Source organism: Duganella sp. FT27W (assembly GCF_009295655.1).
In the GTDB taxonomy this organism is placed as follows: domain Bacteria; phylum Pseudomonadota; class Gammaproteobacteria; order Burkholderiales; family Burkholderiaceae_D; genus Rugamonas; species Rugamonas zoogloeoides.
In genome coordinates, this window is sequence record NZ_WHIV01000004.1 from 881,939 (window position 1) to 904,709 (window position 22,771).

Annotated in this window: 19 protein-coding genes; 7 read left to right on the top strand and 12 right to left on the bottom strand. The window is 64.5% G+C overall.

Annotation, left to right across the window (positions count from 1 at the left end):
* Position 1: 1 nt before the first annotated feature.
* From F8197_RS20985 to F8197_RS21020, 8 genes are all read right to left on the bottom strand, one after another.
* Positions 2-2,026 (bottom strand): acetyl/propionyl/methylcrotonyl-CoA carboxylase subunit alpha, encoded by a 2,025-nt coding sequence (locus F8197_RS20985; RefSeq protein ID WP_152883442.1) that lies wholly within the window; start codon positions 2,024-2,026, stop codon positions 2-4.
* Between the two features lie 109 nt (positions 2,027-2,135).
* Positions 2,136-3,185 (bottom strand): biotin synthase BioB, encoded by a 1,050-nt coding sequence (bioB, locus tag F8197_RS20990; protein ID WP_056142848.1) that lies wholly within the window; start codon positions 3,183-3,185, stop codon positions 2,136-2,138.
* 43 nt (positions 3,186-3,228) lie between these two features.
* The gene (gene bioD / locus F8197_RS20995; protein WP_152883443.1) at positions 3,229-4,086 is read right to left on the bottom strand and encodes a dethiobiotin synthase; all 858 of its coding nucleotides are present in this window, start codon (positions 4,084-4,086) and stop codon (positions 3,229-3,231) included.
* Positions 4,077-5,276 (bottom strand): 8-amino-7-oxononanoate synthase, encoded by a 1,200-nt coding sequence (gene bioF, locus F8197_RS21000; RefSeq protein WP_152883444.1) that lies wholly within the window; start codon positions 5,274-5,276, stop codon positions 4,077-4,079. Before bioF ends, bioD begins: the two co-directional genes overlap by 10 nt.
* 1 nt (position 5,277) lies before the next feature.
* Positions 5,278-6,606 (bottom strand): adenosylmethionine--8-amino-7-oxononanoate transaminase, encoded by a 1,329-nt coding sequence (gene bioA / locus F8197_RS21005; RefSeq protein WP_193333497.1) that lies wholly within the window; start codon positions 6,604-6,606, stop codon positions 5,278-5,280.
* Between the two features lie 23 nt (positions 6,607-6,629).
* A complete protein-coding gene (locus tag F8197_RS21010; RefSeq protein WP_152883445.1) occupies positions 6,630-7,415 on the bottom strand; it encodes an enoyl-CoA hydratase/isomerase family protein in 786 nt (261 codons plus the stop codon).
* Between the two features lie 9 nt (positions 7,416-7,424).
* Positions 7,425-9,047 carry a carboxyl transferase domain-containing protein gene (locus F8197_RS21015; protein WP_152883446.1) on the bottom strand — a complete coding sequence of 541 codons (1,623 nt, stop codon included), beginning with the start codon at positions 9,045-9,047 and terminating at the stop codon, positions 7,425-7,427.
* Positions 9,048-9,086: 39 nt separating this feature from the next.
* Positions 9,087-9,527 carry a YchJ family protein gene (locus F8197_RS21020; protein WP_152883447.1) on the bottom strand — a complete coding sequence of 147 codons (441 nt, stop codon included), beginning with the start codon at positions 9,525-9,527 and terminating at the stop codon, positions 9,087-9,089.
* A gap of 143 nt (positions 9,528-9,670) precedes the next feature.
* Here F8197_RS21020 and F8197_RS21025 point away from each other — a divergent pair, with 143 nt between their 5' ends.
* The 5 genes from F8197_RS21025 (at position 9,671) to F8197_RS21045 (ending at position 15,559) form a co-directional block, all read left to right on the top strand.
* A complete protein-coding gene (locus F8197_RS21025; RefSeq protein ID WP_019924167.1) occupies positions 9,671-10,951 on the top strand; it encodes an MFS transporter in 1,281 nt (426 codons plus the stop codon).
* Positions 10,952-11,034: 83 nt separating this feature from the next.
* Positions 11,035-12,651, top strand: a complete 1,617-nt coding sequence (locus F8197_RS21030; protein ID WP_152883448.1) for a glycoside hydrolase family 10 protein — start codon at positions 11,035-11,037, stop codon at positions 12,649-12,651.
* 209 nt (positions 12,652-12,860) lie between these two features.
* Positions 12,861-13,823, top strand: a complete 963-nt coding sequence (locus F8197_RS21035; RefSeq protein WP_227012335.1) for an N-acetylglucosamine kinase — start codon at positions 12,861-12,863, stop codon at positions 13,821-13,823.
* Between the two features lie 34 nt (positions 13,824-13,857).
* Entirely contained in the window at positions 13,858-14,724 is an 867-nt protein-coding gene (locus F8197_RS21040) for an N-acetylmuramoyl-L-alanine amidase (RefSeq protein WP_152883449.1), read from the top strand.
* 100 nt (positions 14,725-14,824) lie between these two features.
* Positions 14,825-15,559 carry an MFS transporter gene (locus F8197_RS21045; protein ID WP_152883450.1) on the top strand — a complete coding sequence of 245 codons (735 nt, stop codon included), beginning with the start codon at positions 14,825-14,827 and terminating at the stop codon, positions 15,557-15,559.
* A gap of 157 nt (positions 15,560-15,716) precedes the next feature.
* Here the strand turns inward: F8197_RS21045 and dacB are convergent, their stop codons facing one another.
* Together dacB and F8197_RS21055 are read right to left on the bottom strand one after the other, a co-directional pair.
* Complete coding sequence (gene dacB, locus F8197_RS21050) at positions 15,717-17,327, bottom strand: D-alanyl-D-alanine carboxypeptidase/D-alanyl-D-alanine-endopeptidase (RefSeq protein WP_193333498.1); 1,611 nt, start codon at positions 17,325-17,327, stop codon at positions 15,717-15,719.
* An 11-nt stretch (positions 17,328-17,338) separates the two neighbouring features.
* Entirely contained in the window at positions 17,339-18,577 is a 1,239-nt protein-coding gene (locus F8197_RS21055) for a nucleoside recognition domain-containing protein (protein WP_056142874.1), read from the bottom strand.
* 149 nt (positions 18,578-18,726) lie between these two features.
* Between F8197_RS21055 and F8197_RS21060 the strand changes: the two genes are divergently transcribed.
* Positions 18,727-19,644: a YihY/virulence factor BrkB family protein gene (locus F8197_RS21060; RefSeq protein WP_152883451.1), complete on the top strand. Its 918-nt coding sequence runs from the start codon at positions 18,727-18,729 to the stop codon at positions 19,642-19,644.
* Between the two features lie 361 nt (positions 19,645-20,005).
* Here the strand turns inward: F8197_RS21060 and F8197_RS21065 are convergent, their stop codons facing one another.
* Positions 20,006-20,587, bottom strand: coding sequence for a flavin reductase family protein (locus tag F8197_RS21065; protein ID WP_152883452.1), 582 nt, complete (start codon positions 20,585-20,587; stop codon positions 20,006-20,008).
* 94 nt (positions 20,588-20,681) lie between these two features.
* Between F8197_RS21065 and lepB the strand changes: the two genes are divergently transcribed.
* Positions 20,682-21,569, top strand: a complete 888-nt coding sequence (gene lepB / locus F8197_RS21070; RefSeq protein WP_193333499.1) for a signal peptidase I — start codon at positions 20,682-20,684, stop codon at positions 21,567-21,569.
* Positions 21,570-21,572: 3 nt separating this feature from the next.
* Here lepB and F8197_RS21075 read toward each other — a convergent pair whose 3' ends face one another.
* Positions 21,573-22,700: an acyl-CoA dehydrogenase family protein gene (locus tag F8197_RS21075; protein WP_152883454.1), complete on the bottom strand. Its 1,128-nt coding sequence runs from the start codon at positions 22,698-22,700 to the stop codon at positions 21,573-21,575.
* Between the last annotated feature and the right edge of the window lie 71 nt (positions 22,701-22,771).

The following is a 22,771-nucleotide window of genomic DNA, read 5'->3' on the forward strand; positions in this document are numbered from 1 at the left end:
GTTATTCCGTTTTGAACGCCAGCAGCGGCGCGCCGTCGGCCACCTGGTCGCCCACGCCGTACAGGATCTCGTCGATCACGCCGTCGTGCGGCGCGGCGATGGTGTGCTCCATCTTCATCGCTTCCATGATCACCAGCGCTTCGCCGCGTTTGACCTGCTGGCCCTTGGCCGCCAGCACTGCCACCACCTTGCCCGGCATGGGCGCGGTAAGCCTGCCGGTATCGAGTTCCGCTTCGCCCGCGTGGGCCATCGGATCGTGGAACGTCAGCTGGTAGTGGGCGCCGCCGGTGAATACGTGCAGCACGTCGCCGTCGCGCCGCACCACGCCGTGGATGGTCTGCTCGCCGAGGCGGATGGCGTAGTCGTCGCCGTGGTGCGCAGTCAGTTGCAGCACCTGCGCGTCCGGTGCGGCAGCGGTGCTGAACAGCCAGCCGTCGGCGCGGTAGCTCAGGTGCGCGGTGTAATCGAATTCGTCGCTGAACGACAGCGCGCGCAGGTACGGCTGGTTCAGGCGCCAGCCGGTGGCGCTGCTCCACGGGTCGCCCGGGTGGTTGCCCTGGCTGGCCGCCTTGCCTTGTTCCGACGCCATCAGCGCGGCGCAGGCCAGGGCCAGTGCCGCAGCGGGCGCCTCGGGTGCGGCCGTAAACAGGATGTCGTGATTGCGCTCGATCAGGCCCGTATCGAGATCGGCGGTGGCAAACGCCGTGCTTTGCACCAGGCGCTTGAGGAAGGCGACGTTGGTGGTCAGGCCCACCACCTGGTATTGCGACAGCGCCTGCGCCATGCGCGCGAGCGCCTGCTGGCGGTTGGCGCCCCACACGATCAGCTTGGCGATCATGGGGTCGTAAAACGGCGATATCGCATCGCCGGCGCGCACGCCGGAGTCGATGCGCACCGGGGCTGGCGCCTTGGCGTCGCCACCGAGTTCGAACATCACCGAGGCCGGTGTGCCCAGGTGGCGCAAGGTGCCGATCGACGGCAGGAATCCTTTATCGGGATTTTCGGCGTAGATGCGCGCTTCGATGGCGTGGCCGTGGATCGCCAGTTCGGCCTGCGTTTTGGGCAGCGGCTCGCCGGCGGCCACGCGCAGCTGCCACTCCACCAGGTCGGTGCCGGTGATCATTTCGGTAACCGGGTGCTCCACTTGCAGGCGCGTGTTCATCTCCATGAAGTAGAACGAGCCGTCCTGGTTGGCGATGAATTCCACCGTGCCGGCGCCCACGTAGCCGACCGCGCGCGCGGCAGCAACTGCCGCCTCGCCCATGGCGGCGCGGCGTTCCTGCGGCAGGTTCGGTGCCGGCGCTTCTTCCAGCACTTTCTGGTGGCGGCGCTGCACCGAGCAATCGCGCTCGAACAGATAGATGCAGTTGCCATGGGAGTCGGCAAACACCTGGATTTCGATGTGGCGCGGGCGTTGCAGGTATTTTTCGGCCAGCACCTGGTCGTCGCCGAAGGAGCTGATCGCTTCGCGCTTGCACGAGGCCAGCGCGTCCTTGAATTGCGCCGAGCTGTCCACCACGCGCATGCCCTTGCCGCCGCCGCCGGCCGAAGCCTTGAGCAGGACGGGATAGCCGATGCGGTCGGCCTGTGCGTGCAGGAAGTCGGGGTCTTGCTGGTCGCCGTGGTAGCCGGGCACCAGCGGCACGTCGGCCTGCTCCATCAGCGTCTTGGCGGCGGACTTGGAGCCCATGGCGCGCATGGCGGACGCCGGCGGGCCGATGAACACCAGGCCGGCCGCTGCGCACGCCTCGGCAAAATCGGCGTTCTCGGACAGGAAGCCGTAGCCGGGGTGGATCGCCTGGGCGCCGGTCTCCCTGGCGGCGGCGATGATCTTGTCGCCGCACAGGTAGCTTTCCTTGGCTGGCGCTGGTCCGATCAGGATCGCTTCGTCGCAGCTGGCGACGTGCAGGGCGTTGGCATCCGCCTCCGAATAGACGGCGACGGTCTTGATGCCCAGGCGGCGCGCGGTGGCGGCGACGCGGCAGGCGATTTCACCACGGTTGGCGATCAGAATTTTGGTAAACATCGTCTCTCTCTTTGCAGCTCGTGGCTGGAAGTTTTTTTATGGAGGTCGAACACCGGCACCGCTCTGGTAATGCATGCGCCGGCTGTCACGCTGGTTCACACGCCGCTGGTCAGCAGCCGCACTTCTCCTTCGGCGCCGATTCCAGTACGGTGCCACGGGTTTTCAGGCCCAGCTTGGCCAGCAGCTCGCGGTCGTCGTTCGCTTCCGGGTTGTCGGTGGTGAGCAGCTTGTCGCCATAGAAGATGGAATTGGCGCCGGCCAGGAAGCACATCGACTGCACGGCTTCGCCCATCTGGCGCCGACCCGCCGACAAACGCACGCGCGCCTTCGGCATGGTGATACGCGCGACCGCGATGGTGCGCACGAATTCGAGCGGGTCGAGCGGATCGATACCGAACAAAGGCGTGCCTTCCACCTGCACCAGGTGGTTGACCGGCACCGATTCGGGATAGGGATTGAGGTTGGCCAGCTGGGCGATCAGGCCGGCGCGTTGCAGGCGCGTCTCGCCCATGCCCACGATGCCGCCGCAGCACACCTTTAAACCCGCTTCGCGCACGTGGCCCAGGGTGTCGAGACGGTCCTGGTATTCGCGGGTGGAGATCACGTTATCGTAGAACTCGGGCGCGGTATCGAGGTTGTGGTTGTAGTAATCGAGGCCGGCATCTTTCAGGCGCTGCGCCTGTTTTTCTTCCAGCATGCCCAGGGTGGCGCAGGTTTCCAGGCCCAGCGCCTTCACTTCACGCACCATCTCTTCGACCTTGTCCATGTCGCGCTCTTTCGGGCTGCGCCAGGCTGCGCCCATGCAGAAACGCGTGGCGCCGTTGTCCTTGGCCTGCTGGGCCGCTGCCAGCACGGTGTCGATGTCGAGGATTTTTTTCGCTTCGACGCCGGTGTCGTAGCGCGCTGCCTGTGGGCAGTAGCCGCAGTCTTCTTCGCAGCCGCCGGTCTTGATCGACAGCAGGGTGGCCAGTTCGACGTCGCCGTCCGGGAAGTTGACGCGGTGGGTTTGCTGCGCGCGGAACATCAGGTCATTGAACGGCAGCTCGAACAGCGCCAGCACGTCGTCGATCGGCCAGGTGGCTGCCGGCGGCAGGGTGATGGCGGCGGTCGGGCGGTGCAGGGCGACGACTTTCGGTTCTTGGAGAGTGTTCGTGGACATCGGTTTTCCTTCGTGGATCAAGTGTTTGGCTTAGGTGCGTAGTTCAAGTGTTTTTCTGTGCCGGCCAATCGGGCAGCATCGTGAAGTCGAGATAAGCGGCGGCAGCTTGCGCGGTCGCTTGTTCCAGGCGCGGCACGCGGCCCAGCAGTGGTGCGTCGATGCGCTGCTCGAGTGCGGCGATATTTTCGTCGGCAAACGCCATGTCGGCCTGGGTTTCGTTGGCCACCCAGCCCGCCAGCACCAGGCCGCGCGCGGCGATCGCTTCGACCGTCAGGAGCGCGTGGCTGATGCAGCCCAGGCGCAGGCCGACGACCAGCACCACCGGCAAACCCAGTTGCTCGGCCAGGTCGGCGGTGTCGAATTCGTCGTTGAGCGGCACGCGGAAGCCGCCCACGCCTTCCACCACCACGGCGTCGGACGCGGCGTTGATTTCCACGTACGCGGCCAGGATCGGCACCGGCGAAATCTCCACGCCTTCCAGGGCGGCGGCGATGTGCGGCGCGGCAGGTTCGCGTAGCAGGAACGGCGTGGTGATCGATGGCTGCAGGTGGACATTGCCGGCGGCAGCCAACTGGTCGCAGTCGTCATTGTGCCATACGCCGTCGCGCAGTTCGGCGCCGGCAGCCACCGGCTTCATGCCGCAGGCGCGCACGCCCGCTTGCACCAGCGCGTGCAGCATCGCCGACGAGATCAGCGTCTTGCCGATCTCGGTGTCGGTGCCGGTGACGAAGCAGGAAAAGCGCGGCGGCAGGGCGGCTGCCGCCACGGCGGCCGATGCTGCGGTCTGGGCGTTGGCCTCATCAGTGGCATCGGCCTCCAGGTCGAGCACGACCTCGCCGGTCACTTCGGCGTCCGCCGGCGGGGTATCGACTATCAGGGGGGCGTCGAGATTCATGTCCATTCCTTTTCCAGTGCATTGATCGCGGCGCTCAGTTGCGCCACTTCCGTGGTGCTATGGCCAGCGCAGAGCGTTACCCGCAGGCGCGCGGTACCCGGCGCCACGGTGGGGGGACGGATCGTGCCTACCCACAGTCCCTGCTCGTACAGGGCGGCGCCGGCGCGCATGGTTTCGGCATTATCGCCGATCAGGATGGGCTGGATCGCGGTAGCCGACGGCAGGCGTTGCCAGCGTTGCAACTGCAGGCCGGTACGGGCATCGTCCAATTGTGCCACCAATGCCTGCAAGTGGGCGCGGCGCTGGGCGCCTTCCGCTCCCTCGATCAGGTCCAGGCTGGCCAGCAGCGCATGGGCCATGGCCGGCGGCGCGGCGGTGGTGAAGATATACGGGCGGGCTTTTTGCACCAGCGTGTCGATTACCGTCGCGTGGGCGGCGACAAAGGCGCCACCGATGCCGGCCGCCTTGCCCAGGGTGCCCATGTACACCAGGTACGGCGAGCGCAGGTCGAAGTGTTCGAGGGCGCCGTGGCCGCGCGCACCGAGCGTGCCGAAACCGTGGGCATCATCGACCACCAGCCAGGCGTTGTGCTGTTCGCACAGCGCCAGGAGTTCCGGCAGCGGCGCCAGGTCGCCATCCATGCTGAACACGCTGTCGGTGACCACCAGCCTGGTGGCAGCGTTGCTGGCCTTGAGCATGGCCTCGAGCGCGGCCAGGTCGGCGTGCGGGTACACGTGCACGCGGGTGCGCGACAGGCGGGCGCCGTCGATCAACGAGGCGTGGTTGAGCGACTCCGAAAAAATCTCGGCATCGCGGTCGCCTGCCGTCAGGCCACTGATGATGGCCAGGTTGGCCATGTAGCCGGTGCAGAAGGTGAGCGCGCGCGGCTGCTCCAGGTGCGCACCGACGAAATCGGCCAGGCGGTCTTCCAGCAGCGCGTGCGGGCGTGCATGGCCGCTGATCAAATGCGAAGCGCCGCTGCCGGCACCGTAGCGCGCGGCGCCTTCGCGCAACGCCTCGACCAGCACCGGGTGGTTGGCCAGGCCCAGGTAGTCGTTGCTGCAAAAGGCCAGCAGTTCGCGGCCATCGACCGTCACGCGCGGACCGCACGGCGTATCGACCGTGCGGCGGCGGCGGATCAGGCTGCGTTCGTCGAGCGCTTGCAGCTGGTGCGAGAGTTGGGCAAGCAGCTTCATCTCAACCTGCCATCGTTTTGTCGAACACGGCCAGCGTGTTGGCGGCCAGGCCGGCGATTTCTTCGTCGTCCAGGATGTACGGCGGCATCAGGTACACAGTGGCGCCGATGGGGCGCATCAACAGTTCGTGTTCCACGGCCGTGGCAAAGAAGCGGCGCGAAAAATCCGGGGTGGCGTCAATCGCATCGAACGCCCAGATCATGCCGCGGTTGCGGAAGTTGCGCACCCTGGCGTGTTGCGCCAGCGGTTGCAGGGCGGCGGTCAGCTTGGCCGACTTGATGCGGTTGGCAGCCAGCACATCGTCTTCCTCGAAGATTTGCAGGGTAGCCAGGGCGGCGCGGCACGCCAGCGGGTTGCCGGTGTACGAGTGCGAGTGCAAAAAGCCGCGCGTGACGTCATTGCTGTAAAACGCCTGGTAGATCTCGGCGCGCGTCATCACCAGCGACAGCGGCAGATAGCCGCCGCTGATGCCCTTGGACAGGCAGACGAAGTCGGGCCACACGCCGGCCTGCTCGCAGGCGAAGAAGGTGCCGGTACGGCCGCAGCCGACGGCGATTTCGTCGAGGATCAGGTGCACCGAGTATTGGTCGCACAGTGCGCGCATCAGTTGCAGGTACAGCGGGTCGTGCATGGCCATGCCAGTGGCGCATTGCACCAGAGGTTCGATGATGATGGCGGCGATTTTTTCCGATTTTTCCTGGAACAGGCGCTCGACATCGGCGGCGGCGCGGCGGGCGATATCTTGGGCGGTTTCGCCGTCGCGGGCCTGGCGCGCGTCCGGCGACATCACGGTTTGCGAGGCGCGCAGCAGCGGGCCGTAAGCGTCCTTGAACAGCGCGACGTCGGTAACGGCCAGCGCCCCGATGGTCTCGCCGTGGTAGCTGCCCTTGAGGCAGACGAATTCTTGTTTGTCGGTTTTGCCGTGGTTGCGCCACGAGTGAAAACTCATCTTGAGGGCGATTTCCACGGCGGAGGCGCCGTCGCTGGCGTAGAAACTGTGGCCCAGCACCCCGCCGGTCAATGCCGACAGTTTTTCGGACAGCTCGATCACCGGCTCGTGGGTAAAGCCGGCCAGCATTGCGTGTTCCAGAGTATCGAGTTGATCCTTCAACGCCGCGTTGATGCGCGGGTTGGCGTGGCCGAACAGGTTGACCCACCACGAGCTGATGGCGTCGAGGTAGCGGCGGCCTTCATGGTCGTACAGCCACGCACCCTGGCCGCGCTTGACCGGGATCAGCGGCACGGTTTCGTGGTGCTGCATCTGGGTACACGGATGCCAGACGCTGCGCAGGCTGCGGGTAACCCATTCGCTTTGATTATTCAATTCCAAAACAACTCCAATACGTTTATTTCCTAATTTAGCCAGGCCGGCTTGCGTTTCTCGAGGAACGACGCCACGCCTTCGCGGCCCTGTTCCGAGGCGCGGATGGCGGCGATGCGCGCGGCGGTATCGTCCACCAGCGCATCATCGACCGGGCGTCCCGCCACCTCGCGCACCAGCGTTTTCGCCTGGCGCACGGCGGCGGGGCTGTTGTTGACCAGCGCTTTCACAATCTCGGCCAACGTGGCGTCGAGCGCAGCGCCGCTAACCACTTCGTGGGCAAAGCCGATGTGCAGCGCGGTGGCGGCCGTAAAGCGTTCGGCCGTCAAAAAGTACCGGCGCGCCGCCTGCTCGCCCATGGCCTTGATCACGTACGGCGCAATGGTGGCCGGGATCAGGCCGAGTTTCACTTCGCTCAGACAGAACTGCGCTTCATCGACCGCCACGACGATGTCGCACGCGGCCACCAGGCCCATGCCGCCGGCGTAGCAGTCGCCCTGCACGCGCGCGACCACCGGCTGCGGGCACTCGTAGATGGTGCGCAGCATGGTGGCCAGTTGCAGCGCATCCGCGTGGTTTTCGGCGTGGGTGTAGCCCGCCATTTTTTTCATCCAGTTCAAATCGGCGCCAGCGCAAAAGGCCGGGCCGCTGGCGGCCAGGACGATGGCGCGCACCGACTCGTCGGCGCCCAGTGCGCCGAACGCCTGCGTCAGTTCTGCGATGGTCGCCTCGTTGAACGCATTGCGCACGTCGGGGCGATTGAGGGTGACGGTAGCCAAGTGGCCGGCGCGTTCGATGGTCAGGGTGTCGTATGTCATGGCCGCTCCTTACATCCGGAAGATACCGAATTTGGTGTCTTCGATCGGTGCATTGAGCGCGGCAGACAGGCCCAGGCCCAGCACCGTGCGGGTATCGGCCGGATCGATCACGCCGTCGTCCCACAGGCGCGCGGTGGCGTAGTAGGGGTGGCCCTGCTCTTCGTACTGCTGCTTGATCGGCTGCTTGAACGCGGCTTCTTCGTCCGCCGACCAGGTGCCGCCCTTGCCCTCGATGCCGTCGCGCTTGACGGTGGCCAGCACGCTGGCCGCCTGGTCGCCGCCCATGACGGAGATGCGCGCATTGGGCCACATCCACATGAAGCGCGGCGAAAAGGCGCGGCCGCACATGCCGTAGTTGCCGGCGCCAAAACTGCCGCCGATGATGACGGTGAACTTGGGCACGGCAGCGGTGGCGACGGCCGTGACCATCTTGGCGCCATGGCGGGCGATGCCTTCGTTTTCGTACTTGCGGCCGACCATGAAGCCGGTGATATTTTGCAGGAACACCAGCGGGATCTTGCGCTGCGCGCACAGCTCGATGAAGTGCGCGCCCTTGACAGCGGACTCCGAGAACAGGATGCCGTTGTTGGCGATGATGCCGACTTTCATGCCGAAGATGTGGGCGAAGCCGCACACCAGCGTGGCGCCGAAGCGCGCCTTGAATTCATCGAACTCGCTGCCATCGACGATGCGGGCGATCACTTCGCGCACATCGAACGGCTTGCGGGTGTCCACCGGAATCACGCCATACAGTTCTTCGGCCGGGTACTTCGGTTCCACCACGGGGCGGATGGCGCCCTGCTGCGGCTTGATGCGATTGAGATTGGAGACAATGGTGCGCGCCAGCGACAGCGCATGCAAATCGTTCTGCGCCAGGTGGTCAGCCACGCCGGACAGGCGGGTGTGGACATCGCCACCGCCCAGGTCTTCGGCCGTGACCACTTCGCCGGTGGCGGCTTTCACCAGCGGCGGACCGCCGAGGAAAATCGTGCCTTGCTCCTTGACGATGATCGACTCGTCGCTCATGGCCGGCACGTAGGCGCCGCCGGCGGTGCACGACCCCATCACCACGGCGATTTGCGGAATGCCCTTGGCCGACAGGTTGGCCTGGTTGTAAAAAATGCGGCCGAAGTGGTCGCGGTCGGGAAAGACGTCGTCCTGGTTGGGCAGGTTGGCGCCGCCGGAATCGACCAGGTAAATGCAGGGCAGGTGATTCTGGTCGGCGATTTCCTGCGCGCGCAGGTGTTTTTTGACCGTGATCGGGTAGTAAGTCCCGCCCTTGACGGTGGCGTCGTTACAGACGATCACGCATTCCTGGCCGGCCACGCGGCCAATGCCGGTGATGATGCCGGCGGCCGGCGCCGCATCGACGCCATTGGCGTCCTGGTACATGCCGTAGGCGGCCATTTGCGACAGTTCGAGGAACGGCGTGCCCGGATCGAGCAGCATTTGCACCCGGTCGCGCGGCAGCAGCTTGCCGCGCGCGACGTGTTTGGCGCTGGCAGCGGCGCCGCCGCCCTGGGCGATGGCGGCCACCTTGGCGCGCAAGTCGTCCACCACCGCCTGCATGGCGGCGATATTGGTCTTGAAATCTTCGCTACGGGGATTGAGCTTGGTGTCGATCTGCGGCATGGTTTTCCTTTGCGCGTGGTCTCGCACGCGTCGTGTGGTTTATTGCGGAAAATGTCCGTCAACGTAAAACCAGCGCAGGGCGCCACCGATAGCGTCAGGTTCACGCACGAAGTTGCTGATCTCGTGCAGGCGCTCGGCGCGGCCGCCGACCCTGAACCGTGCCACGAACTCCACCGTATCGCGATTCTGGTCTGCCTCTTCTGCTTTACGTTGACGTAAACGTAAAGCAGATTTTACCTCAAGTCCCAGCCATTGCAGTTTTTCCTCGGCACCAAACAAGGGCTCGGCCGGCCGGGTGCTGGCATGCCAGGTGGCCAGCAGGTACGGCTCGTTGCGCTGGCCATAGGCGGTATAGCGCGAGCGCATCAGCGCTTCAGCCGTGGGCGCGATGGCGGACCCGTCTATGTACGGGCCGCAGCAGGTGGCCAGCGAGGGGCCGCCGCAGGGGCAGCCGGTGGGCGCGGAAGACTTCTTGGACATGGATGCACGGTGGGCAGGTCTGACAAGCGAGCATTATCCGCCAAATGGCGCGCTTGCGCCCGGCGCGAAGTTACACCAGATGAAGAAATAACAGGTGCCGCCCCGGAGGTCCGCCTTTACACTAGCGCCGGGAGGAATATCGTATGAATCAAAGCAGTACGCAGCAACGCAGCCCGTGGGCCTGGGTGCCCAGCGTGTCATTCAGCCAGGCTGTGCCCTACGTGGCGGTGATGCTGCTGTCCACCGTGATGTACAAGAACCTCGGCGTCTCCAACGACGACCTGGCGTTTTATACCTCGTGGTTATACCTGCCGTGGGTGCTCAAGCCGCTGTGGTCGCCCATCGTCGACCTGTTTGGCACCAAGCGCCACTGGACCGTGCTGATGCAGCTGGTGTCCAGTGCGGCGCTGGCGGCGGTCGCCTTTACCTTGCATTTGCCACAATTTTTTGCGCTGAGCCTGGCAGTGCTGTGGCTGATGGCGTTTGCCTCCGCCACGCACGACATCGCCTCGGACGGCTATTACATGCTGGGCTTGCCTTCGCAGCACCAGCAGGCCGCCTTTGTCGGCGTGCGCAGCGCATTTTATAAACTGGCGATGATCGCCGGGCAGGGCGGACTGGTGTACCTCGCTGGCGAACTGATCAAGTCGAGCAACGATCCGGCCTACGCCTGGTCGGTGGTGTTCGGCATCACGGCAGCAATTTTCCTGGCGCTGTGCGCGTACCACCAGCTGGTGCTGCCGCGCCCGCAGGGCGACCACAGTACCGCCAAGACCGGCGCGTTGTGGACGGACTTTATCGAAACCTTCCGCAGTTTCTTCCGCAAGAAGGGCATCGTGTCCATCATCGGCTTCCTCCTGCTGTACCGGCTCGGTGAGGCGCAGCTGCTCAAGATGGCGGCGCCATTCCTGCTCGATCCGCGCGAGCAGGGCGGGCTGGGCTTGACCACGTCCGAGTTCGGCCTGGTGTACGGCACCATTGGCGTGGCGGCGCTGGTGCTGGGCGGCATCGCTGGCGGCATCGTGATCGCCCGCTTCGGCCTGAAAAAGGCGATCTGGCCGATGTTGTTCATCATGCACGTACCAGACCTGGTGTTCGTGTACCTGGCCACGGCCATGCCCACCAGCATCGAAGTGATTGCCGGCTGCCTGGCGGTCGAGCAATTCGGCTACGGCTTCGGCTTCGCCGCCTTCATGCTGTACATGATCATGGTGGCCGACGGCGAGCACAAGACTGCTCACTACGCGATCTGCACCGGCTTCATGGCACTGGGCATGATGTTGCCAGGAATGATCAGCGGCAAGCTGCAACACCTGCTCGGTTACCAGAACTTTTTCATCTGGGCATGTATTTCAACGTTGCCCGCCTTTTTCATGACTGCACTGGTGGAAATCAAGCCCGGATTCGGTAAGAAGCAGGGCTAGAAAATGGCGGCGACCGCATTACAATACGACGCTCAATTGGATCGGGGAATGTTTTGGTATTTAATGCGAAGAAACGGCTGACCTTGACCGCTGGCGTGGCCGGCGCCGTGGCTGCCATCATGCAGGGCTGCTCGAGCACGCCGACTGCGGTCGTGCCCGAAGGGCCCGCCGCGCCGGCTGCACCTGGCGCACTGCCGCCGCCGGTCACACCGACACCGGCCAGCCTGGTCACGCCGCCACCGGCACCGCGCGAGTTCCGTGCCGCCTGGATTTCGACGGTCGCCAATATCGACTGGCCCAGCCGCAGTAATCTGACTGCTGAAAAGCAGCAGGCCGAAGCCATCGCCATCCTCGAGCGTTGCAAGCTGCTCAACCTGAACGCGATCGTGCTGCAAGTGCGGCCCAGCGCCGACACCATCTACCCGTCCGCGCTCGAGCCGTGGTCGGAGTTCCTGACTGGCCAGCAGGGCCGCGCCCCGACTTACGATCCGCTGCAATTCTGGATCGAGCAGGCCCATGCGCGCGGACTGGAACTGCACGCGTGGTTCAACCCGTACCGCGCGCGCCATGCCACGGCCAAGTCGCCGCTGGCGTCCAACCACATGTCGTTTACCCATCCCGAAGCGGTCAAGACGTATGGCCGCTACCTGTGGATGGACCCGGGCGAGCCGGCCGCCGCCCAGCGCACGCTCGACGTGATCCTCGACGTGGTGCGCCGCTATGACATCGACGGCGTTCACATCGACGATTATTTTTATCCGTACCCGATCGACAATACCAATACTGCCGGCGCCGAGGGCGTGGCGCTCGAGGGCGGCAATGGCGCCCGCCGCGAACTCGATTTCCCGGACGAGCCGTCGTGGCAACGGTATCTGCTTGGCGGCGGCGCGCTCGACCGTCCGCACTGGCGGCGCCAGAACGTCAACGCGCTGATCGAGGCGCTGTACAAGGGCATCCACCGCGAGAAAAGCTGGGTGCGCTTTGGCATCAGCCCGTTCGGCATCGGCCGGCCCGACCGCCGGCCCACCGGTATTGTCGGTTTCAGCCAGTACGACAAGCTGTATGCCGACGCCGAATTGTGGCTCAACAACGGCTGGCTCGACTACCTGGCGCCGCAGCTGTACTGGCCGGTGGCGCAGGCGCCGCAGGCGTTTGGCGTGCTGCTCGACTACTGGCTGGCGCAAAACACGTATGCGCGCCACGTGTGGCCGGGCTTGTATACGAGCCGCATCGACAACAGTGCCAAGTCCTTCGCGCCCGACGAGATCGTCAAGCAGATCGGCGTTACCCGCACCCGCGCCGGCACCCGTGGCCATGTGCATTTCAGCATCGCGCCACTGATGGAAAACCGCAAGGGCATCACCGACCAGTTGCGCGCCCGCGCCTACCAGAGCGCGGCGCTGGCGCCAGCCACCCCCTGGCTCGGTTCCGACCTGCCCACCGCACCGAAAGCGACCGCGCGGCGCGAAGCCGGCGGTACCGGCTTGCGCCTGTTTGCCGGCGCCGGCAAGCCAGTCAGCCATTACGCGATCTGGTCGCGCTACGGCACCGAATGGCGCTTCGCCGTTGCACCCTCGTCGCGCACGGTGCTGCTGCTGCCCGACGACGCCGTTGCCGGCGCCGCCCAGGCGGTGGTGGTGAGCGCGGTGGACCGGCTCGGCAACGAGAGCGTGCGCGTGACGGTCAGCCTGCAGGCATGACGGTGAAGGTGGATCCAGGCGCTACCGCAAGCGCAATGGCGCAAGCACCAGCAGTATTGCCAGCGCCAGCCGCACTGCCGGTACCCGCACCTGTTGCAGCAGCGCGGGCACCAGCACCAGTCTTCGCTCCGGCCCCGTTCTCCGCGCTCGGCATCGACGCTGGCGGTACGCAAACGCGTTGGGCGCTGGTCGATGGTGTTGGAGCTATCATGGCAGAAGGCTTCGTGGCCGGCATCTCCGCCAACCAGATGGCGTCTGCCGCTGGTATTGCGGCAGTGCGCACCGTGCTGGCCGATCTGGCCGCGCAGGTACGGGCGGCCGGCATTCCCTCGTTCGTCTGCGCCGGACTGACCGGTTTCGACGGCGCTTCTGCCGCGCCAGTCTCGCTACTAGCCGAAACACCGGGCATCGCACCCGCCGCAGGGGATCGCTTAACCACCGCTTCGGCCGTGCTGCCGGCCGAAGCGCCGCGCACCGATCCCGCCAAGGTGGCCGGCGTCGAGCGCGTCGCCAGCATTCCGGCCTTGCTGCTGGCCGAAGCACTGGGCCTCAGCCCCGCAGCAGTCACCGTGCGCAGCGACATCGACATCGCCTATCTGGCCAGCTTTGCGCCGGGAGAGGGGTACCTGGTGTACGCTGGCACCGGTTCGATCGCGGCGTGGATAGACGAAGAGGGCCGCCTGCACCGCGCCGGCGGCCGCGGCGTCACGCTGGACGATGGCGGTGGCGGTTTCTGGATCGCGCGCGAAGCGATGCGCCACATCTGGCGCCGCGAGGATGAACAGCCGGGCGCTTGGGAACAGTCGCCGCTGGCGCGCGCGGTGTTCGACCACGTGGGCGGCAGCGACTGGGCGTACTCGCGCCAGTTCATCTACGGCCAGGATCGCGGTGCGATCGGTCGCCTGGCGCTGGCGGTCGCGCAGGCGGCGGATACCGATCCGGTGGCGCGCGCCATCCTCGAGCAGGCCGGTCAGGAGCTGGCGCGTATCGCGCTGGCGCTGGTGGGACGCTACGGCGCGCGGCCGATTGCCGTGAGCGGACGCGCCGCCACGCTGCATCCGGCCATCGTGCAGGCGATGCGCGCGGCGCTGCCGGCGGAGCTTTCACTCCAGCAAATAAGTGGTCCGGCGCACCACGCGGCCGCGCGGATTGCACTACACTCCCACGCATGAGCATGTTGCTGCCACCACCGCCCGAGATGACCGAATGAAGATCGTAACGCTGACCGTCCTGTCCACCCTGCTGGCGCTTGCCGGCTGCGCCACCGTGCCGCCCCCGCCGCCCGCCGGGCTGGCCATCGACCGCACCCTGAGCGCGCGCGGCCAGAGCGACCGCGTCAAGTACATCATCGTCCACTACACGGTGTCGGACCTGCCGCGTTCGATCAAGATCCTGACCACGCAGGACGTCAGCGCGCACTACCTGGTGACCGACGCCGACCAGCCCACCGTGTACAGCCTGGTGGACGAGTCGCGCCAGTCGAACCACGCCGGCTACAGCAACTGGAAGATCTACAACCAGCTCAACGCCGCGTCGATCGGCATCGAGATCGTCAACCCCGGCTACAAGGACACGCCGCAGGGCCGCGCCTGGTATCCGTTCAAGCCGGCCCAGATCGACCAGCTGGTGCTGCTGCTCAAGGACATCGTCAAACGCCACAACATCCGCCCAGAAAACATCCTCGGCCACAACGAGATCGCACCGCAGCGCAAGCTCGACCCCGGTCCGCTGTTCCCCTGGAAGCGTCTGGCCGACGAAGGCCTGATCACCTGGCCCGAACCGAGCCGCGTGGCCGCACGCCTGCCCGGCTACCAGCAGCAACTGCCCGACGTCTTCTGGTTCCAGCGCACCCTGGCGCAGATCGGCTACGCCGTGCCGCAGACCGGCGTGTTCGACACGGCGACGCGCAACGTACTGGCCGTATTCCAGACCAAGTACCGCCCGACGCTGTTCGACGGCACCATGGACGCGGAAACCGCCGCCTTGCTGGACGTGCTGACCAGCCCACTGCCGGTGCTGCCGGCGGCGCCTGTTGCCGCGCCTGCGGGTGTGGAGACTGCGCCGGTGGAGTAAGGCGTATAGCGGGCGTGCTTGGTTTCAATAACGGCATCTGATTGACATTCGATCTATCTGGCTCATACTGTGGCTGATATCGTGCATCTTTTGCCCTGTCATGGAAAACTCACAATCACTCGACTTCAGTATTGATGTATTCAGCCCGGAGACCATCCCCATGTCTCGCCTGGCCGAATACTTGTACGAGCTGGCAGCCCTCTATGGCAGCCAGGCGTTCGTGCATTTCAAGGAAGTGAGAAAGGGCAGCGCGGTATTGCATGCTCTGGTTGAGCGCGAGGCCGTGGCTTCAGTCGAGTCGCGTTTGCGGCTGGTGAATACCATTGCTGCACCGGACGACCTGCGACGGACGTACCACAATATCAACGGCATGCTGAAATCAGATCATGCGGTTGGCAACGTCAACTTGCCGGCTGGTGCGCTGGTTTTAGCTTTTCCGGGCAGGGATACGCCGGTCCAAAAAACCTACCGCGTCAAAGAAGCCGGTGTATTGGACGGTGTCGTCATTCGCATTGGTGGCAAGGACCAGACCATACCCGTTTGGCTCAAAGATGCGGACGGCACCGTACATAAATGCGAAGCAAATAGCGACATGGCCCGGGAGTTGATTCAGCATTATCTTTCCTTGCCGGTGCGGGTCACGGGGAACGGCGATTGGCTGCGCGGCGAAAATGGCCTATGGACGTTGGAGAAATTCAAGATCACCGGCTGGGAGTTACTCGACGAAACACCGATCACGGATATCCTGAACGCAGCACGTCTCCCCAAGGGAAACAGCTGGAATGACCTCGATGATCCGATCCATGCCCATCTTGAAATGCGGAGTGTGGAGTGAAGGTACTTTTCGATGCGGGCACGCTCATTCGGCTGCTTGATCATCACAGCATTGGGTACGGAAGATTTGCCGGAAAGTCCCGCGTCCAAACAACGAAATTTGAACTTCCCTCCACTAGACGATGCCAAGAGCTAGCGCCCGGAAGGTAACGCGCTAGCTACTGCCGCGCCACCCAATCAATCAACGCATCGAGCACCGCCCGCCCGGCACCGCCGGCCACGCGCGGGTCGTTGAGCATCGCCACCACCACCACCGGCTGGTTGTTGGCGTCATGCACGTAGCCGGCAATGGCGATTACGCCGTTCAGGCTGCCCGTCTTGATGCGGGCGCGGGTGGCGGCGGGGCTGTCTTTCAGGCGGCGGCGCATGGTGCCGTCGGTGGCGGCGATCGGCAGACTGGCCAAAAATTCCGGCATCCAGTTGCTTTTTAATCCGGCCTGCAACACGCCGGCCAGCTGGGTGGCTGTCGCGCGCTCGCTGCGTGACAGGCCCGAGCCGTTGTCGAGCACCAGGCCGGTGCTGTCGATATTGTGCTGCTGCAGCCATGCGCGTATCGCCGCGTCGGCGCGCGCGCTGGTAGTGGTGTTGAGGCCGTCCGGCGGCAGCGGCCGGCTGCCCAGCGCCGGGTCGGCTTCCAGGCTGCCCAGGCTGAGGAACACGGTGCGCGCCAGCGTGTTGTCGGAGTTCTTGTTGACGTCGCGGAGCACTTCCGGCAGTGCGCGCGAGACGTGTTCGGCCAGCAGGCGCGTGGTGACCGGTGCGACGGACGTGGTGGTTGGCGGCGCGGCTGGCACGCCGTCTTCCGCATCGGCATTGGCCGGCGCGTTGTTCAGTACAACGGACTGCTGCGTTCCCAAGGGAGCGGCCGGCTGCGCAGTTTGTGGCGTGGCCGAGCTAGCCAATCCGGCCGACACCGGCGCCGGAGTATTGGCCTCGCGCACCGTGCCGGCGATCGTCCCGCCCAGCTTGCGCCACGTGGCGCGCACCAGCCGCGCCAGGTAATCGTGCGGATCGAGCACGTTGATGTTGACGGTTTTGACGCAATCGCGCGGGAAGCTGCCGTGCAGCACGACGTCGATGCGGTCGCCGCTACGGACGAAATCGGGCGTGCGCCAGCCCTGTTCCCACTGCGCGCACGTGGCGTCGGTCATGCGCAGGTCCGACCGCACGGTGACGTTGTCCATCTCCGGCATGGTCACGATCGACAGCTGGCCGCCGACCGCACGTAGCTCAAGTTTCAACAGGTTGGTGTTGATCAGCAGCGCATCAGGAATGACGTTGTAATAGGCCCACGGATATTCGTCGAACGGCGGCTGGCCGACGTCGAGACGCGCGGGCTGGAACAGCGTGCGGTCGAGCACGACGTCGCCGTTGATGACCGTAATGCCCTGGTTGCGCAGCGCTTGCAGCATGTGCAGGAGCACGTCTTCGTTGAGGTCGGCGTCGGCGCCGCCGCGCACGATCAGGTCGCCCTGCAGCACGCCTTGCACGACGTCGGCGCTGCTGCGCAGCTCGGTACGGCCACGGAATACCGGCCCCAGTTGCTCCAGCGCCGTCATGGCGGTAAACAGCTTCATGGTCGATGCCGGCTGCATCACCTGCTGCGCATTGTGCGCCAGCAGCACGGTGTTGCCGCGCAGGACGACGATGCCGGCTGCCGCCTCGGGAATTTTGGCCGATTTCATCAGCCGTGCAACCGGCTCCGGCAACGGCGCGGCATGAACGGTGCCAATGAACAGCAGGGCGGCAAGCAAGGTACGACGCAACATAAACGGCCCGATCAATGGAAGAAGAGGTAAGCGACCGCGATGGCGGTGACCACGCCGGCAAAGTCGGCGATCAGGCCGCACGAGATCGCGTAACGCGTCTTGCGGATGCCGACCGAACCGAAGTACAGCGCGACGATGTAGAACGTGGTATCGGCCGAGCCGTTGAACACGCAAGCGAGGCGGCCGACAAACGAGTCGGGGCCGTAGGTTTGCATGGTGTCGATCATCATGGCCTTGGCGCCGCTGCCGCTGAGCGGTTTCATCAGCGCGGTGGGCAGCGCCGGCACGAAGTCGGTATTGATGCCCATGTGGGTAAACACCCAGGTAAAGCCCTGCACCACGAAGTTGAACACGCCGGCGTTGCGGATCACGCTGATCGCCACCAGCATGCCCACCAGGTAAGGGATCACCTTGATCGAGGTTTCGATGCCGCCCTTGGCGCCCTCGATGAAGGCGTCATAGACATTGACCTTCTTGCGCAGTGCCCCGAGGATGAAGCCGACGATCACGGTCAGCAGCAGCAGGTTGCTGAACACGGTAGAAAACTTCTGGATCTCGGCCTTGGTCAGGTACTCGGTGAAGTACCAGATCATGCCGAGGATGGCGGCGGTCATGCCGCCCAGCCAGCCCAGCACCACGCGGTTGATCAGGTTGATGCGCTGGCGGATCGATACCACGATGATGCCGGTGACGGTGGCCACGTAGGTGGCAATCAGGCAGGGGATAAAAATGTCGGCCGGGTCGGCTGCGCCCATGATCGAGCGCTGCGCCATGATGGCCACCGGGATCAGGGTCAGGCCCGAGGTGTGCAACACCAGGAACATGATCTGGGCGTCGGTCGGCTCGTCGGCCTTGGGGTTGAGGGTTTGCAGGCTTTCCATCGCCTTCAGCCCGAACGGCGTGGCCGCGTTATCGAGGCCCAGCAGGTTGGCCGAGAAATTCATCACCATGTGGCCGTTGGCCGGGTGGTTCGACGGCACGCCGGGGAAGATGCGCGAGAAGAACGGCGCGATAATCTTCGCCAGCAGGTTGACCGCGCCAGCCTTTTCACCGATGTTCATGATGCCGAGCCACAAGGTCATCACGCCGGCCAGCGGCAGGGCGATGTCCATCACGCTGGACTTGGCGGAAGTAAAAGTGCCATCGACAATGCGCTTGAAAATCTCGGTGTCGCCCATGAAGAAGAATTGCAACAGCGCGGCCAGCAAGCCGACCACGAAAAATCCAGACCAGATATAGGTGAGCGACATAAATGCGTATTTTCTCGGAATCAGTGGGCGATAGCCGCAGTATAACGGGCGATCGCTGCCGCGCGCCATGTGGATGGGGCGGCACGCAGGCGCCGGAGTCTGGGCGACGCCGCACATACTTGTCTCCGGCTTGTGCGTAGAATAAGGCAATGAAATTCCTTAATCGCAGGGGGCTGGTCTACGTGATCACGCACCCCATGGCTTTCCTGGTGCAATGCCTGAAGGGCTTTCGCGCCAACCAGGGCTTGTTGCTCGCGGGCGCGGTCGCCTATTACTCGTTGCTGTCCATCGTGCCGCTGCTGATGCTGGTGGTGGTGGCGCTGTCCCACGTCATCGACGAGAACGTGTTGCTCGAAACGGTCGGGCGCTACCTGGGCTGGCTGGTGCCCGGCCATTCCGGCCCCATCGTCGAGGAGGTCTCGCATTTCCTCGACCACCGCGACGTGGTGGGGGGCGTGCTACTGGTCAGCATGATTTTCTTCAGTTCGCTGGCATTCACGGTGCTGGAAAACGCCATGTCGGTGATCTTCAAGCACCGGGTGGAGGTCAAGCGCCGGCGCTTCCTGATTTCGGCCATCATGCCTTACTGCTACATCCTGTCGCTGGGCGCGGGCATGTTGCTGGTGACCCTGGTGGCCGGCAGCTTGCAGGTGATGGGCGAGGAGAGCGTGTCGCTGTTCGGCTACGAATGGTCATTGCAGGGCGTTTCCGGCGTGCTGCTGTACATGCTCGGTTTTGGTGGCGAGGTGCTGGTGCTGACCTCGATTTACCTGGTGATGCCGGTGGGGCGGCTGTCGCTGTCGCACGCCTTGATCGGCGGCGTGACGGCGGCGCTGCTGTGGGAGTGCGCGCGCCACATCCTGGTGTGGTACTTCACCACGCTGTCGCAGGTCAACGTGGTGTATGGCTCGATGACCACCGCCATCATTGTCATGTTCAGCCTGGAAATCGGCGCGACCCTGCTGCTGTTCGGCGCCCAGGTGATCTCGGAATTCGAACGCGCCTGCCGCCACAAGCCGCGCCGGACCGTGCGGCCGATGACCACCGAAGAAACACCAATGAAATAATTTGTGCGCCGCACAAATATCTGTGTTACACTACGTTCGTGGTTGAGGTCTGCACGTTGTGCGTGCCGACAGTCCCACCTCTGGCAAATGCGCCGCGCAACGAACAGTGTAAGTTCAACGCGCTGGTGACGCAGATGCCGCAGCTGTCTTTCGAATACGTTGGTCGACTTACACGTCAGGGGCACCATGCAGATAGCATGGGCGCCTGAGATTACCGCCTCACTTGGCAGATAGCCCTGGAGACCGGTACGATTAAAGCATTGGTAATACATTGGAACGAAGCCCGCTAGCTGATGCTGAGCGGGCTTTTTTTTCGCCTGGGAACCTCGACAAACCTACTGCGCGGTTTTTCGAAGCACCTCTATTTTTCTGGTGTCACGGCCAGCGCCTCGCCGATCGCATAGAAATGTCCGCCTGCCACGTGGTGCAGGCTGCGCCAGGCCGGATCGGCATGTTCGAACTGCCAGTGGCCGTCCTTGAACGCGCGGGTGTCCGACCAGGCGCCCACGACTTCGCCGATAAACAAATCATAGGTTTGCTGGTTATGCGGCTCCGGTACCAGCCGGCACGCCAGCCAGGCCGAGCAGCCGGCCACGAACGGCAGGTCGTAGCCGTCGAGATGAAACAGTTTGGCCTGCGCGCGTTGCAGCTTGTGCGGTTCGGTCGCCAGGCTGGTCGTGCCCAGTTGCTCGGTCAACTGCAGCTGAGCCACGGTGGGCACTTGCAGCACGAACATGCCGCTGCCTTCGACCAGCGCCCGGCTGGCGGTGATCTTGTCGATCACGACCGTCACCTTGGGTGGCGCGAAATCGAGCGCGCAGGACCAGGCGGCAGCCATCACATTGTCCACGCCGTCGTGGCGGCTGGAGACCAGTACGGTCGGGCCGTGAGTGAGCAGGCGGTAGGCTTTTTCCAGTGGAACAGAGTCGATGTAATCAGTCATGGTTTTTGAGTATGTTTTAGCAGTAAGATTGCTGATTAATATACACGTTGACGGGGTAGTCGTGCTTTACAAACCAAAAAGGTGGGTCGCCACCGTGCTCGCGTTTTTCATGCCGTTGCTGGGTTTTCTGTACCTGGGACGGCCGGGCCTGGCAGTGCTGGTGTTCGTGCTGCAGCTAGGACTTGCCGGTATCGGTTTTACGCTGCCCGGCTCGGCGATCATGGGCATGGCAAGCCTGGTGTTTGCGGTGGCAAGCGCGGTGCTGGCCTATCAGCTGGCAAGCCGGGCCGACAGGGCAAAAGCGATGCCGCAGCCGTGGTATGCGCGCTGGTACGGCCTGATCGGCGTGGTCGCCGCCATGGCCATTGTGCTGGTGTCGGTGCGGATGTTTGTCGTGGAACCGTTTACCGCCCCATCTACCTCGATGGCGCCCACCGTCGCGGTGGGCGCCAACCTGGTCGTGCAAAAGTGGGGTTATGGCCATTACTCCACTTATGGCGCGAAGTTGATTACGCGTGCGCCCTCGGTCGCGCCGGAGCGCGGCGACGTCATTGTCTTCGATGGCCCGCGCGAGCCCTCTGACGTGTTTGTCAAGCGCGTGGTCGGCGTGCCCGGCGACGTGGTCGAGTACCGCGACAAGCACGTCTTGATCAACGGTGGCGACACGCGCGGACAGCGGCGCGAGGATTATCTCGACAAGGACCAAGTGAAATACTTGCAGCGCTACCGCGAACGGTTGGGCCAGTCAGAGCACGACATCGTGATCAACCCCGAGGCGGCGCCGATTTACCATGATCAGCAAAACGGCTTGCCGCCCGACTGCGTCAGCGCCAACGGCATCTTGCGCTGCAGGGTGCCGGCCGGCGCCTACTTCGTGATGGGCGACAACCGCGACAACAGCATGGACAGCCGCTACTGGGGCTTCGTGCACGCCAGCGCCATCGTCGGCAAGGTCGTTGCCGTGTTGCCGCCCAAGCCGTAACGGCTACAAGGCGCGGGCGATCAGCAGTTTCTGGATATCGCTGGTGCCTTCGTAGATCTGGCACACGCGCACGTCGCGGTAGATGCGTTCGACCGGGAAGTCGCTCACGTAACCGTAGCCACCGTGGACCTGGATCGCATCCGAACAAACGCGCTCGGCCATTTCCGAAGCGAACAGCTTCGCCATGGCCGCCTCCTTCAGGCACGGCAAGCCCGCATCCTTCATCGACGCCGCGTGGCGGATCAGCTGGCGCGCCGCTTCGATCTGGGTAGCCATGTCGGCCAGGCGGAATTGCACCGCCTGGTGTTCGAAAATCGGCTTGCCGAAACTCTCGCGGTCACGCGCATAGCTGAGCGCCGCCTCGTACGCTGCGCGCGCCATGCCCACGGCCTGGGCGGCGATGCCGATGCGTCCGCCTTCAAGGCCCGACAGCGCGATCTTGTAGCCTTGGCCCTCTTCGCCGATCAGGTTTTCTGCCGGAATGCGGCAGTTTTCGAACACGATCTGCGCCGTGTCCGACGAGTGCTGGCCCATTTTTTGTTCCAGCCCCGCCACGATGTAGCCGGGCGTGGCAGTCGGCACCCAGAACGCGCTGATGCCCTTTTTGCCGGCCGCCTTGTCGGTCACGGCCAGCACGATGGCCACGTCCGCATACTTGCCGCTGGTGATGAACTGCTTGACGCCGTTGAGTACATAGGCGTCGCCATCGCGCGTGGCCGTGGTGCGCAGGGCGGCTGCATCGCTGCCCGTGTGCGGCTCGGTCAGGCAGAACGCGCCGAGCATGGCGCCCTGCGCCAGCGGACGCAGCCATTGTTCCTTCTGGCGGTCGTTGGCGTACATCATGGCAATGCTGCACACCGGGCAGTTGTTTACCGAAATGATGGTGGATGTGCCGCCGTCGCCGGCAGCGATTTCCTCGAGCACCAGGGCCAGCGACACGTAATCCATGCCGGCGCCGCCCAGCGCTTCCGGCACGGCCACACCGAAAGCGCCGAGGGCAGCGAGCTCCTGCAACTCCTCCTTCGGGAAATGGTGCTCCTTGTCCCAGCGGGCGGCGTTGGGGGCGAGACGCTCCTGCGCAAAGGTGCGCAGGGTGTCGCGGATCATGTCGTGTTCCTGGCTCAGTATCATGGTGTCTCGTTGTTATGGTGTTGGACGCCCGCCACCGGCGCAGGTGGCGAGCTCGGCTGCCGTACGGCGTC